Here is a 12,587-nt window from a genome sequence, read left to right as displayed (position 1 = left end):
GCGCGAGCGTTGGGCTAGCGCTGAGCTTCGAAATTAAGCAGCTTGCTGGCTACACGGTTGCTGTCCACTTGATAGCTGCCATTGGCGATTGCCAGTTTCAACTCTGCCACACGGGCGCTGTTGACGGTCGGCAGGTCGCCCAACTTATCAGTGATCTTTTGCAACTGTTGAGCCTCACTGCTCAGCTTTACGGATTCACCGGTGCTGCTGGTTTTTTCTGATGCTGCGGTCGCAACCGTTGCATCTGCCTTGCCTGCTTCTTTGGCGCTACCTGTACGGGATGTGCCGCTTACTGCGTTACCACTATTGAGTCGGTTGAAGTCGATTACCATGATAGAAACTCCTCTGGTGTTTGGACGCTTGCCATGGTTTCGACCAAATGCAGAAAAACTTTAGCCTGCTAAGTGAAATCCATTTGCGATATGCGCAGAAATGGACCTCAAACCGCAGACATTGTTTCGCAGTCTAGGAAAAACAAGCGTTTGACGCCAGCGTTCTCTCAGGTCACATAGGTGCCTCCACCTGTCCCGGGCCGGTAATGTTGGCCTTTATGATTCGTTTGGAATTGAGGTTGCGCACCCGTATCTGCTCGTTGAAAGTCCCGTCGGAGAGTGCTTCGCCGGGCATTCGTACAGCAATGGAGCCGCTTCGCGCAGTAATCACCACCTGGTCGCCTTTGCGCACCATCTGCGGCTGCTCCAGAAAATTGGGCGCAATGATTTGATCGATGACCATTGGTCGGAGGATTTTCTGCCCCACGGCCTGATCTTCGGCAGACAGAAAGCCTTGGCCCAGCAGGCCGATGTCTCGCTCGCGCATTGCAATGTCCTGCTCTGTCACGATCGCGTCGCGCTTGAGCGGTCTGACGGCGGTGACGACGTTGCGGAACAGGCGCACTTGAGCGGGTACGAATACGGTCCATGGCGACGAGCCTTCGCAGCGTACGCGCGTTGTGACGCGGCCCACAGGTCGCGGGCTTTCGAGGCTGGCTGTCAATTCCTTGTCACAGAGCGGCATGCGCAGACGCGGGTCCAGTTGCCGTACTTCAATTTCAAAGCGACCTTCGATCTGACTGGTCGCCAAATAGTCTTCAACTGTGAATTCAAGAAACCCCTGAGTGACGCCGATAAGCTGTTCAGGCATTGTAAAACTGTCGGCCCGGCTGTAATTCGCCAAGGTTGTCAGGCACAGCAGGGCCAACGAACAAAGCAGGCTGCGGTTCTTGAAAATCGTGTGTCGGGAAATTGTCGTTTTTGCATTCATGACGTATAAAAAGCAAGGCCCGTGCCGCTTACCTGATCAGGTGCTGTGGCGATGGTTACTTTGATAGGGGAGTCGCAGCATGGCCGGTGTAATGGATTCAGTTAACCAGCGTACGCAGCTGGTTGGGCAGAATCGCCTTGAGCTGTTGTTGTTCCGTCTCAACGGCAAACAGCTTTACGGGATTAACGTTTTCAAGGTGAAGGAGGTGCTGCAATGCCCCAAGCTCACCGTGATGCCTAAATCCAGTCGAATCGTTCGGGGCGTGGCAAATATTCGTGGCGGCACGATCCCTATTCTCGACCTGGCCATGGCGACCGGTTTGCCAGGGCAGATGTCGATTGATAACGCGTTCGTGATCATCACTGAGTACAACACCAAGGTTCAGGGTTTTCTGGTGGACTCGGTTGAGCGCATCGTGAACATGAACTGGGAAGAGATCCATCCGCCACCCAAGGGCACCGGCCGCGATCACTACCTGACGGCTGTAACGCGGGTCGATAACCAGTTGGTGGAAATCATCGACGTCGAGAAAATTCTCGCCGAAGTCGCGCCAATGTCGGAATCCGTTTCCGTTGGCGTGATCGATGAAGAGACCCACCACAAGGCTATTTCTCTGCGGGTGCTGACCGTGGATGACTCCTCAGTGGCACGCAAACAGGTGAGCCGCTGCCTGCAGACTGTGGGTGTGGAAGTGGTCGCGCTCAACGATGGTCGTCAGGCTTTGGAGTATCTGAAGCAGATCGTCGCTGAGGGCAAGAAGCCGGAAGAAGAGTTTTTGATGATGATTTCCGACATTGAGATGCCGGAAATGGACGGTTACACGCTTACCTCCGAGATTCGTAACGATCCCCGGATGCAAAAATTGCACATCGTTTTGCACACTTCCCTGTCGGGTGTGTTCAATCAGGCTATGGTGAAGAAGGTCGGTGCGGATGACTTCCTCGCCAAATTCCGGCCTGATGATCTGGCGGCGCGGGTTGTTGACAGAATCAAGGCAGCGGACATCAGCTAGGGGCGTCGCTCCTGGTGGTTTTACATGATTTGAGAGGCGGCATTTTGGCTACGGGTAATTTGGATTTCGAGCAGTTCCGGGTATTTTTGGAAAAAGCCTGTGGCATCCTTTTGGGTGAAAACAAGCAGTACCTGGTTTCCAGTCGCCTCAACAAGTTGATGGAACAAAACGGCATCAAGACGCTTGGTGAGTTGATTCAACGTATCCAGACACAGCCACGCAGCGGTTTGCGTGAGCAAGTGGTGGATGCGATGACGACTAACGAGACCTTGTGGTTTCGCGATACCTATCCGTTTGAGGTCATGAAGAACAAGGTTCTGCCGGAGGCGATCAAGGCTGCCCCCGGTCAGCGTCTGCGCATTTGGTCGGCAGCCTGTTCTTCGGGGCAGGAACCGTACTCGCTGTCGATGACCATCGACGAGTTCGAGCGCAGTAATCCTGGCCAGCTTAAATCTGGCGCGCAGATTGTTGCCACCGATCTATCGGGTCTGATGCTCACCAACTGCAAGTCAGGCGAATACGACAGCCTGGCGATCGGGCGAGGCTTGTCTCCAGATCGGCTTCAGCGCTATTTCGACGTCAAGTCGCCGGGGCGTTGGGTTGTGAAGGCGCCGATCAAGAGTCGGGTCGAGTTCCGCGCCTTCAACCTGCTCGACAGCTATGCGAGTCTGGGCAAGTTCGATATCGTCTTTTGCCGCAACGTGCTGATCTATTTTTCGGCCGAGGTGAAGAAAGACATCCTGCTGCGCATTCACGGCACGCTCAAGCCGGGTGGCTATCTGTTCCTGGGTGCTTCCGAGGCGTTGAACGGTTTGCCGGATCACTACCAGATGGTGCAGTGCAGCCCGGGGATTATTTACCAGGCTAAATAAGCATCTGTGCTGTTTAAAGAAGAGACCTTCGGGTCTCTTTTTTGTTGGGCGCTGCCCCTGTGTCCATGGCAGCACGCTGCCTTGCGGCAAACATGTGGCCTGTAGGAGCTGCCGAAGGCTGCGATCGCGGTGTGTCAGGATAAATGCTTCGCAGCCTTCGGCAGCTCCTACAGAAAAAGCATTTCAATCCAGTAATTTGCATGTTGTTTGATTAGAGGCGGCAATTTGCTGTTTTGACGCTGCCCACAGTCCAACCGGCATATCGCATCATCGTTTTTCGCGAGCAAGTTCGGCTCCGGCGGGCAGCGCTAAGCCTGTGGGAGCCGAGCTTGCTCGCGAAAAACGATGATGCGGTCTGTCTGAACGGAAACTGGCAACTTTACGGCGTTCACCTTGCCGCTTATGCCACTTCCAGCGGAAATGACTTGCCGCTTTTCTGGCATTGCCACTGCCTGCCATCCCGGCAACCCCTTGAAACACGGCGTTTCTCAGGTTGGCACGCTGATTGCTATGTCTCTATCAAGAAAATCTGGTCAACCGGTAAAGGTTTCCCGAAATGAGCATCAGCTTCGATAAAGCGCTAGGCATTCACGAAAAGGCACTGAGCTTTCGCGCTCAGCGTGCCGAAGTGCTTGCCAACAACATCACCAACGCCGATACGCCTAACTACAAGGCCCGCGATCTGGACTTCTCGTCCGTGCTGGCCGCAGAAAGCGACAAGGCAAAAAACGGCAAGTTTGGCCTGAACATGACCAATAACCGTCATATCGAAGCTGAAGGCCTGGGCAACACAGACGGTACCTTGATGTACCGCACACCGTCTGCTCCGTCGCTGGATCAGAACACCGTAGACGCTCAGGTTGAAGGCGCCAACTACGCGGAGAACTCCGTGGGTTTCCAGGCCAGCTTTACCCTGCTCAACAGTAAATTCAAAGGGCTGGTTGCAGCCCTTCGCGGAGAGTAATTCATGTCTCTAGCCAACGTCTTCAATATTGCCGGTAGCGGCATGAGTGCTCAAACCACTCGTTTGAATACCACCGCCAGTAACATCGCCAACGCCGAAACCGTGTCTTCGAGCATGGATCAAACCTATCGCGCCCGTCACCCGGTGTTCGCGACGGTTTTCCAGCAAAGCCAGCAAGGCGGCGGTTCGCTGTTTCAAGAGCAGGGCGAAGCCGGGCAGGGCGTTCAGGTAAACGGCATTATTGAAGATGCCTCCAACCTGGAAGCACGCTACGAGCCCAACCACCCGTCTGCCGATGGCAATGGCTACGTGTACTACCCGAACGTGAACGTCGTTGAAGAAATGGCCGATATGATTTCTGCCAGTCGTTCGTTCCAGACCAACGCGGAAATCATGAATACCGCCAAATCAATGATGCAGAAGGTCCTGACCCTCGGTCAGTGATAAAAGGCGAACAACATGGCCATTGAAAACGATGTATCAACGAATTTTGTAAATAAATTGCAAAACCCTGCCGCATCTTCTTCGTCGAAGAATGACGCGCTGGGCAAAGATGCTTTCCTGCAGTTGCTGGTTACCCAGATGAAAAACCAGAACCCGCTGGAGCCACAAGACAACGGTGAGTTCGTTGCCCAGTTGGCGCAGTTCAGCAGCCTGGAAAGCATGCAGAACCTGACGACGACAGTTGACAGCATTGCTGGCCTGTATCAATCGTCGCAAGCACTGCAGGCGTCTTCGCTGGTTGGGCGTTCGGTCATCGTCAATGCCGGTTCGACCACCGTCGATACCACCAAAGGCATGACCGGTTCGGTCGTTGTGCCGTCGGCGAGTTCGGTCACAACTGTGAAGATTTATGACCCGCAGTTGAACCTGGTCAAGACCATTGACATGGGCACCCAGTCTGCCGGTAACGCAAGTTTCACCTGGGACGGCACTAATGAAGCCGGTGAAAAAGTGGCTGCAGGCAACTACAGCTTCGTGGCTAACGGTTCTCTGGAAGGCAAGTCGACTTCGTTGGCGACTTACCTCCCTGCAACGGTCAATAGCGTAACGACCGGGGTTAACGGTGCAGAAATGGTACTCAATCTGGCCGGCGGCCAAAGTATCGGTCTGTCCCAAGTAAAAACTATCGGAATTTAGAGCCGACTCGACGGCGAAGGAGTGTTACATGTCATTCAATACCGGTCTTAGTGGGCTCTATGCGGCGAACAAAAGCCTCGACGTGGCGGGCAACAACATTGCCAACGTGGCGACCACCGGTTTCAAAGCTTCCCGTGTGGAGTTTGCCGACCAGTACGCGCAATCCATCCGCGGTACTTCCGGCAACACCAACGTCGGCAGCGGCGTAAGAACAGCAGCGGTGTCCCAGCAGTTCACTCAGGGCACCCTGACCACCGGCACCGCGAACAGCCTTGACCTGGCGATCAACGGTAACGGCTTCTTCATGCTCAGCAACAATGGCGAAAGTCTGTATACCCGTGCCGGTGCATTCCATACCGACAAAGAAGGCTTTATCGTCAACAGCTCGGGCATGAACCTGCAGGGTTACAACGTTGATGCCAACGGCAATGTGGTAACAGGTGTTTTGTCGAACCTGCGCGTCGACTCCTCCAACCTGGCACCTAGCCCTACCAACAATGTAACGATTGCGTCGAACCTGAACTCCACTGAAGTGGCGCCGACCGTCAGTCCTTTCAGCCCGTCCAATACCAAGTCTTACAACAGCACGTTCAGCACGCCGGTGTATGACTCTCAGGGTAATGAGCACTCGCTGAACCAGTATTTCGTGAAGACTGGCACCAACACCTGGGATATGTATACCCTGATTGACGGTCGTACCATCGACAGCCCGGAAACGACCAGCCCGGACGTGGTAACTCCGGATGTAACTACATTGACCTTCGACTCTGCCGGTAAACTTACCAGCTCGGCAGTGAAGTCGCCGATACCTGTCCCGCCAGCACTGGCCAACGTTTCGGTCAATACTGACGGTACTCTCCAGATCAACAACTGGAAGCCAGCCCTCAACACCGGTACCGCAACGGTTCCGAACTGGGTTGGGAATGGTGCCGTTGCTGCAACGGGTGGTATTGAGCTGGACATGTTGGCCACCACTCAAACCGCTTCGGTGTCGGGTGCAATCACCAAGAGCCAGAATGGCTATGCAACAGGCCAGATCAGCTCGATGAACGTCGACTCCACTGGCAACATGTTCGCGACCTACACTAACGGTCAGTCGAAAGTGATTGGTCAGGTTTCCCTGACCAACTTCGCTAACGTTCAGGGTTTGTCTCCTGCGGGCGGTACTAACTGGCGCGAAACCTTTTCCTCGGGTGTAGCGGTCACTGGCGCTCCTCAGTCGGGTACTCTGGGCGACATCACCGGACAGGCGCTGGAAGATTCCAACGTGGACCTGACGATGGAACTGGTTAACCTGATCAAGGCGCAAAGTAACTATCAGGCGAACGCGAAGACAATTTCTACCCAGAGCACCATCATGCAGACTACCATTCAGATGACGTAATAAACGTCGCTGTATAAGCTGCTCAGAAGCCCCTTTTCGAAGGGGCTTTTTTATGGGGCTTTAAATAATAAACTCGGTCCTACAGTCAGTAGAAAATTCCGGATGCGTCACTCAATGACCTTGGAAATTTCCCACGCACGATGATGTGAGAATAAAACTTCCTCAATAAAAAACCGATCACGGTAAAAAGGGAGTTTTCATGTCGTTCAATGTTTCTATTGGTGGGATAAAAGCAGCAAATAAAAGACTCGAAGTCACGGGCAATAATATCGCCAACGTCGGCACTGTCGGATTCAAATCATCACGGGCGCAGTTTTCTGCGTTGTATTCATCCTCGTATCTTGGGAGCGGGCAGAACTCGGTGGGTGATGGGGTGCGGCTGGCCTCCGTCAGGCAGAACTTCAATCAGGGCGAGAGCATGACCACTTCAGGGAGTCCGCTTGATATGCGGATTCAGGGCAACGGTTTTTTTGTGGTCAGTGATCGTGGCTCTCTTGCTTACACCCGTGCGGGCGCCTTCCTCAAGGATGCGCAGGATTATGTCGTCGATGACGAGGGAGGGCGTCTGCAGGGGTATGCCGCCAATGACAGCGGCGAAATCATGACAGGGGTGCGTGCTGACCTGAAAATTGACACGTCGAATATCGCACCCAAAGCGACTACGCGGATTGCCGGAAATATCAACCTGGACGCTTCACTGGCTTCGATGGCGCAGGTGCCGGTATTTGACCCGGGAAATCCGGCGACCTATACGCGCATGACCAGCCGGACGATCATGGATGAAGGTGCCGATCCATTGCCGCCCGAGGCGCACGAGCTCAAGCAATACTTCGTCAAGACTGAAGATAATCAGTGGTCAATGCACGTGCTGATTGATGGGCGTAACCCAGTGAATCCGGGCAGTATCAGCCCGCAGCAAGTGACGCTGAACCAGGCTGCGGACGGCACCTTGCGCTTTTCTGGCAATACCCAGCACATCAAAAAAATATCGGATACCGAGTTTTCATTGCAGGGCTGGCGGCCGGCGAAGCAAGTCGGCGGGGCCTGGGTGGCCAATGGTTTTGCCAGTGGCGGGGCGGTGTCATTGCCTTTAAGTGACGGTCCGATGAGCGCCCTTGATGCTGGCGATCCAGTGATTGAGAGACCGGTACCGGTGTTCAAGGCAGCTGACGTAAAAACCTATAACCGGGTGTTCTCCAGCGTGATTTTTGACAGTCAGGGGAAGCAACATGAGCTGAACCAGTACTTCGTCAAAGACGGGACGAACAGTTGGCAGATGCATGTGCTGGTCAACGACCGCAACCCTTTGAACCCGGAGTCTAAAGAGCCGCTGACGGCCAATGCGGTATTCAATGCTGATGGTTCGTTGCGGTCATTGACCGGCTCGCCGGGTTTGATGAATGGCGGCGCCAATAGCTTGCAACTTGAGGGGTGGGTGCCCGCGATGGCTCGCGATCCCAGGACGAGTCGCGAACGCTGGATCTCCAATGGCGCTGCAGCTGCCGATGGCGGCATTGCCATCGATTTGACCACTCTGCGTCAGCACAATGCGCCGAGCAGTCGTTCGTCACAGCAGGTTGATGGTCACCCGGCAGGGCAGTTGAACGCGTTGATCATTGGTCGCGACGGGATTCTACGTGGCGGATTCAGTAACGGCCTGACCCGCAATATCGGTCAGGTGATGCTGGCCAATTTCGCTAATCTGCAAGGATTGCAGCCTCAAAGTGATACGCGCTGGACCGAGACCGTTGCCTCGGGACCGGCAGATTACGACGCGCCGGGCGCGGGTGGTCTGGGCGGGATTATCGGAGGGGCGCTGGAAGGCTCCAACGTCACCCTGGCTGACGAGTTGATCGCGTTGATTCAGGCGCAGACAGCCTATCAGGCTAACTCGAAAGCGATTTCCACCGAAGTGACGTTGATGCAGACGTTGATTCAGTCAACTTGATCAAATCGAGCAGTCTGACTTTATAAAGGAGCCGTTAAGTCGTTTCCAGCCCTTGCCGGGGCTGGTTTGCGCGCAGACGACCCGGTCTGCGCCTTGCCATTTGTAATAGCGGGCGTTTTTGGCCTGGCTGGCGGGCGTGATCATCATCAGGGTTATGGCGATGATCAGGGCGTAACCTGCATGAGTTTTCATGTCAGTGTTCGGGCGCTCTATGGGTTGCGTTGAAGCAAAGCCTATCACTGCGCGGGTTTGATTCGGAGTCATTTTCTGGCGCAGGTTTAATCTTTGCGTAGTTTTTTTGGCGGCTCAAACCGCTTCACTCTCGAAATGTGGCAATCCTCCGCCACATTCCGGCCATGGACTTCAGTCAGCGCCGCTAGCGTGTCCGTTTTTGCTGAACAATCAGTGCTTTGTATCGCGCCTGACAAGTTGGTCCGGATATTGCTATCTCCCTGTTAGAACAGCTACAGGCGGCAAGCGTCTGTCAGAGGAGGATGACTGTGGACAAGTTGCTTTACGTCGCGATGAGCGGTGCATCTGAAAACGCCGTTGCGCAAAAGGCTCATGCCAACAACCTGGCAAACGTATCGACCAATGGCTTCATGCGTGACCTGGAACAGGCGCGTTCGATGCCGGTATTTGGCGAGGTTCAGCCTTCGCGTGCCTATGCCATGAGCGAACGTCCCGGTACTGACTTCAGTGGCGGAGCATTGATCGAAACCGGTCGCGAACTGGATATCGCGGTCAAGGGTGATGGCTGGATCGCCGTTCAGACTCCTGATGGTGGTGAGGCTTATACCCGTAGCGCAGGCATGAATATTGACGCCGTGGGTGTGCTTCGTGCTGGCAACGGTTTGCCGGTCATGGGCAATGGCGGTCCTATTGCCGTGCCGCCTCAGCAACAAATTGAAATCGGCGCCGACGGCACCATCAGCGTTCGTTCGCTGGGTGAAAGCGCTCAGGTGATGGCCCAGGTAGACCGCATCAAGCTGGTCAGACCTGACGTGTCCACCATGGAAAAAGGTCCTGATGGTTTGATCCACCTCAAGAGCGGTGCCGCTGCTCCGGCAGATGCCAACGTTCAGGTCGAGTCGGGCTTCCTGCAGGCCAGCAACGTTAATGCCGTGGAAGAAATGACCGCCGTGCTGGCGCTGTCCCGCCAGTTTGAATTGCACGTCAAGATGATGAAAACCGCCGAGACCAATGACGAGTCCGCGACTCGCATCTTGCAAGGCTAACGATTGATAGCTTGCGTCGATGATCCGACGCTCGAGGAGATTCAAGAATGCTTCCAGCACTGTATGTAGCCAAAACCGGTCTCGCCGCTCAGGACATGAACCTGACGACCATTTCAAACAACCTGGCCAACGTGTCGACCACAGGCTTTAAAAGTGATCGCGCTGAATTCCAGGACCTGCTTTATCAGATCAAGCGCCAGCCGGGTGCTCAGTCGACTCAGGACAGCGAATTGCCGTCCGGTCTGCAGCTGGGTACTGGTGTGCGCATTGTCGGCACGCAGAAGAACTTCACTGCCGGTAGCCTGGAAACCACCGACAACCCGCTGGATCTCGCGGTCAACGGTCGTGGTTTCCTGCAGATCATGCAGCCGGACGGCACTATCGCCTACACCCGTGACGGTACTTTCCACCTGGACGGCAACGGCCAGATCGTGACCGCCAATGGTTACGCGCTGGAGCCTGCCATTGTGGTTCCGCAAAACGCCCAGACCTTCACGGTCGGTCAGGACGGCACCGTGTCGATCACCCTGGCGGGTGCGGCTGCAACGCCACAGATCATCGGCAACATCCAGACTGCTGACTTCATCAACCCGGCCGGTTTGCAGGCTCAGGGCGGCAACCTGTTCCTGGAAACTGCCTCCAGCGGTGCACCGCAAGTCGGCACGCCTGGCTTGAACGGTCTGGGTACTACATTGCAGAACACCCTGGAAGCTTCCAACGTCAGCACCGTTGAAGAACTGGTGAACATGATCACCACTCAGCGCGCTTATGAGATGAACTCCAAGGTTATCTCCACCGCTGACCAGATGCTGCAGAACCTGACGCAGAATCTGTAACACCTTGATGCACCTGTTTGACCTGTTGCTGTACCCGCTCAATTCGACGAGGCGTCTGCCTGACGCCTGCTACACCGCGAGGTTTTAAGTGTCATGAAACGGCTATCTGTTCTGCGGTTTTCAATGTTGGTGGTGCCTTTCTGTGGAATCGCTCTGCTGGCAGGCTGCGTTGCGCCCAATGCCAAACCTAATGACCCTTATTACGCGCCGGTGATGCCGCGTACACCGCTGCCCGCAGCCGCGAACAACGGTTCGATTTATCAGGCAGGTTTTGAGCAGAACATCTACGGCGATCGCAAGGCTTTCCGCGTGGGCGACATCATCACCATTACCCTGTCGGAGCGGATGGCAGCGAGCAAGGCAGCCAGCTCGGCCATCACCAAGGACAGCACCGCCAACATCGGTCTGACCTCTTTGTTCGGTTCCAGTCTGGTCACCAACAACCCGATTGGTCGTAACGATTTGAGCCTGAGTGCAGGCTACAACGGTGCGCGCTCCACTGAAGGTGATGGTCGGGCTGCGCAGAGCAACAGCCTGACCGGTTCAGTCACGGTCACCGTGGCTGATGTAATGCCCAATGGCATTCTCGCGGTTCGTGGCGAGAAGTGGATGACCCTGAACACCGGTGATGAGCTGGTGCGCATTGCAGGTCTGGTTCGCGCTGACGACATCGCCACTGATAACACCGTTTCGTCCACTCGCGTGGCCGATGCGCGCATTACGTATTCAGGTACTGGTGCATTTGCCGATTCGAGCCAGCCAGGCTGGTTTGACCGGTTCTTCCTCAGCCCGTTGTTCCCTTTCTGATAGCGGGATAAACATGATCAATCTCAAGCAACTGCTCGCGGCCGCACTGTTGTTGTCCACCGCGTTCGGCGCTCATGCCGAGCGCCTGAAGGACATCGCCAGTATTTCCGGCGTACGGGCCAACCAGTTGATCGGTTATGGCCTGGTAGTGGGGCTCAATGGTACGGGTGACCAGACCACACAGACCCCGTTTACCTTGCAGACCTTCAACAACATGCTGGCTCAGTTCGGCATCAAGGTGCCAGCCGGTTCCGGTACCGTGCAGTTGAAGAACGTTGCGGCGGTGGCGGTGTACGCCGATCTGCCTGCATTCGCCAAGCCGGGGCAGACTGTAGACATCACCGTTTCGTCGATTGGTAACTCGAAAAGCCTGCGTGGCGGTGCGCTGTTGATGACCCCCATGAAAGGTGTCGACGGCAACGTCTATGCGATCGCTCAGGGCAACCTGGTCGTGGGCGGTTTTGATGCCGAAGGCCGAGACGGTTCGAAGATCACCGTCAACGTTCCGTCGTCCGGTCGTATCCCGGGCGGCGCCTCGGTAGAGCGGGCTGTACCAAGCGGTTTCAACCAGGGCAATACCCTGACGCTGAACCTGAACCGTTCGGACTTCACCACCGCCAAGCGCGTGGTGGACAAGATCAATGATCTGCTCGGCCCGGGTGTTGCCCAGGCGCTGGACGGCGGTTCGGTGCGTGTGACTGCGCCGCTGGATCCGGGTCAGCGTGTCGACTATCTGTCGGTGCTGGAAAACCTCGAAATCGATCCGGGTCAGACCTCAGCCAAAGTCATCATCAATTCGCGTACCGGTACCATCGTGATCGGTCAGAACGTCAAGGTTTCGCCTGCGGCTGTGACGCACGGCAGTCTGACAGTGACCATTACCGAAGACCCGATTGTCAGCCAGCCAGGACCGCTGTCCGGTGGTCAGACGGCTGTGGTGCCGCGCTCCAAGCTGAATGCGCAACAAGAGCTGCACCCGATGTTCAAGTTCGGTCCTGGAACCACCCTGGACGAGATCGTCCGTGCGGTTAACCAGGTGGGCGCTGCGCCCGGCGACTTGATGGCAATCCTTGAAGCCTTGAAGCAGGCCGGCGCGTTGCAAGCCGACCTGATCGTGATCTGA

General features: G+C 55.5%; 14 protein-coding genes. 11 read left to right on the top strand and 3 right to left on the bottom strand.

The features are described 5' to 3' along the window. Positions 1-14: 14 nt before the first annotated feature. Both flgM and flgA read right to left on the bottom strand, forming a co-directional pair. Positions 15-332, bottom strand: coding sequence for a flagellar biosynthesis anti-sigma factor FlgM (flgM, locus tag EE949_RS18955; RefSeq protein WP_122665694.1), 318 nt, complete (start codon positions 330-332; stop codon positions 15-17). Between the two features lie 172 nt (positions 333-504). Next, positions 505-1,263, bottom strand: coding sequence for a flagellar basal body P-ring formation chaperone FlgA (gene flgA / locus EE949_RS18950; RefSeq protein WP_122665693.1), 759 nt, complete (start codon positions 1,261-1,263; stop codon positions 505-507). 79 nt (positions 1,264-1,342) lie between these two features. On the opposite strand from flgA, the gene EE949_RS18945 reads away from it, so the two are divergent. From EE949_RS18945 to EE949_RS18915, 7 genes are all read left to right on the top strand, one after another. Next, complete coding sequence (locus EE949_RS18945) at positions 1,343-2,275, top strand: chemotaxis protein CheV (RefSeq protein ID WP_122665692.1); 933 nt, start codon at positions 1,343-1,345, stop codon at positions 2,273-2,275. Positions 2,276-2,319: 44 nt separating this feature from the next. Beyond that, positions 2,320-3,147, top strand: a complete 828-nt coding sequence (gene cheR, locus EE949_RS18940) for a protein-glutamate O-methyltransferase CheR (RefSeq protein ID WP_162874708.1) — start codon at positions 2,320-2,322, stop codon at positions 3,145-3,147. A 556-nt stretch (positions 3,148-3,703) separates the two neighbouring features. Further along, on the top strand, positions 3,704-4,111 hold the full coding sequence (gene flgB, locus EE949_RS18935; RefSeq protein ID WP_122665691.1) for a flagellar basal body rod protein FlgB: 408 nt from the start codon (positions 3,704-3,706) through the stop codon (positions 4,109-4,111). 3 nt (positions 4,112-4,114) lie between these two features. Then, positions 4,115-4,555 carry a flagellar basal body rod protein FlgC gene (flgC, locus tag EE949_RS18930; protein WP_087273143.1) on the top strand — a complete coding sequence of 147 codons (441 nt, stop codon included), beginning with the start codon at positions 4,115-4,117 and terminating at the stop codon, positions 4,553-4,555. Between the two features lie 15 nt (positions 4,556-4,570). Further along, positions 4,571-5,251: a flagellar hook assembly protein FlgD gene (locus EE949_RS18925; RefSeq protein ID WP_122665690.1), complete on the top strand. Its 681-nt coding sequence runs from the start codon at positions 4,571-4,573 to the stop codon at positions 5,249-5,251. Between the two features lie 28 nt (positions 5,252-5,279). Then, positions 5,280-6,635 (top strand): flagellar hook protein FlgE, encoded by a 1,356-nt coding sequence (gene flgE / locus EE949_RS18920; protein ID WP_122665689.1) that lies wholly within the window; start codon positions 5,280-5,282, stop codon positions 6,633-6,635. Positions 6,636-6,834: 199 nt separating this feature from the next. Beyond that, positions 6,835-8,583, top strand: coding sequence for a flagellar hook-basal body complex protein (locus tag EE949_RS18915; protein ID WP_122665688.1), 1,749 nt, complete (start codon positions 6,835-6,837; stop codon positions 8,581-8,583). Here EE949_RS18915 and EE949_RS18910 read toward each other — a convergent pair whose 3' ends face one another. Beyond that, a complete protein-coding gene (locus EE949_RS18910) occupies positions 8,584-8,775 on the bottom strand; it encodes a hypothetical protein (RefSeq protein ID WP_122665687.1) in 192 nt (63 codons plus the stop codon). A gap of 308 nt (positions 8,776-9,083) precedes the next feature. On the opposite strand from EE949_RS18910, the gene EE949_RS18905 reads away from it, so the two are divergent. The 4 genes from EE949_RS18905 (at position 9,084) to EE949_RS18890 (ending at position 12,587) form a co-directional block, all read left to right on the top strand. Continuing rightward, positions 9,084-9,821 (top strand): flagellar basal body rod protein FlgF, encoded by a 738-nt coding sequence (locus EE949_RS18905; protein ID WP_122665686.1) that lies wholly within the window; start codon positions 9,084-9,086, stop codon positions 9,819-9,821. A 47-nt stretch (positions 9,822-9,868) separates the two neighbouring features. After that, the gene (flgG, locus tag EE949_RS18900) at positions 9,869-10,657 is read left to right on the top strand and encodes a flagellar basal-body rod protein FlgG (RefSeq protein WP_122665685.1); all 789 of its coding nucleotides are present in this window, start codon (positions 9,869-9,871) and stop codon (positions 10,655-10,657) included. 123 nt (positions 10,658-10,780) lie between these two features. Then, positions 10,781-11,464, top strand: coding sequence for a flagellar basal body L-ring protein FlgH (flgH, locus tag EE949_RS18895; protein ID WP_205505169.1), 684 nt, complete (start codon positions 10,781-10,783; stop codon positions 11,462-11,464). 13 nt (positions 11,465-11,477) lie between these two features. Beyond that, positions 11,478-12,587: a flagellar basal body P-ring protein FlgI gene (locus EE949_RS18890; protein WP_122665683.1), complete on the top strand. Its 1,110-nt coding sequence runs from the start codon at positions 11,478-11,480 to the stop codon at positions 12,585-12,587.

The sequence above is a fragment of the Pseudomonas viridiflava genome, from assembly GCF_900602065.1.
In the GTDB taxonomy this organism is placed as follows: domain Bacteria; phylum Pseudomonadota; class Gammaproteobacteria; order Pseudomonadales; family Pseudomonadaceae; genus Aquipseudomonas.
Note: the sequence above shows the minus strand (reverse complement) of the source record. Positions and strands in the feature narration are given on the sequence as shown.

Excerpts from the sequence above, each read along its gene's own strand:
- flgA (WP_122665693.1), bottom strand. The coding sequence starts at position 1,263 with ATGAATGCAAAAACGACAATTTCCCGACACACGATTTTCAAGAACCGC.
- flgH (WP_205505169.1), top strand. The coding sequence starts at position 10,781 with ATGTTGGTGGTGCCTTTCTGTGGAATCGCTCTGCTGGCAGGCTGCGTT.
- flgB (WP_122665691.1), top strand. The coding sequence starts at position 3,704 with ATGAGCATCAGCTTCGATAAAGCGCTAGGCATTCACGAAAAGGCACTG.
- EE949_RS18910 (WP_122665687.1), bottom strand. The coding sequence starts at position 8,775 with ATGAAAACTCATGCAGGTTACGCCCTGATCATCGCCATAACCCTGATG.
- EE949_RS18945 (WP_122665692.1), top strand. The coding sequence starts at position 1,343 with ATGGCCGGTGTAATGGATTCAGTTAACCAGCGTACGCAGCTGGTTGGG.
- flgG (WP_122665685.1), top strand. The coding sequence starts at position 9,869 with ATGCTTCCAGCACTGTATGTAGCCAAAACCGGTCTCGCCGCTCAGGAC.
- flgE (WP_122665689.1), top strand. The coding sequence starts at position 5,280 with ATGTCATTCAATACCGGTCTTAGTGGGCTCTATGCGGCGAACAAAAGC.
- flgM (WP_122665694.1), bottom strand. The coding sequence starts at position 332 with ATGGTAATCGACTTCAACCGACTCAATAGTGGTAACGCAGTAAGCGGC.
- EE949_RS18925 (WP_122665690.1), top strand. The coding sequence starts at position 4,571 with ATGGCCATTGAAAACGATGTATCAACGAATTTTGTAAATAAATTGCAA.
- flgC (WP_087273143.1), top strand. The coding sequence starts at position 4,115 with ATGTCTCTAGCCAACGTCTTCAATATTGCCGGTAGCGGCATGAGTGCT.
- EE949_RS18915 (WP_122665688.1), top strand. The coding sequence starts at position 6,835 with ATGTCGTTCAATGTTTCTATTGGTGGGATAAAAGCAGCAAATAAAAGA.
- EE949_RS18890 (WP_122665683.1), top strand. The coding sequence starts at position 11,478 with ATGATCAATCTCAAGCAACTGCTCGCGGCCGCACTGTTGTTGTCCACC.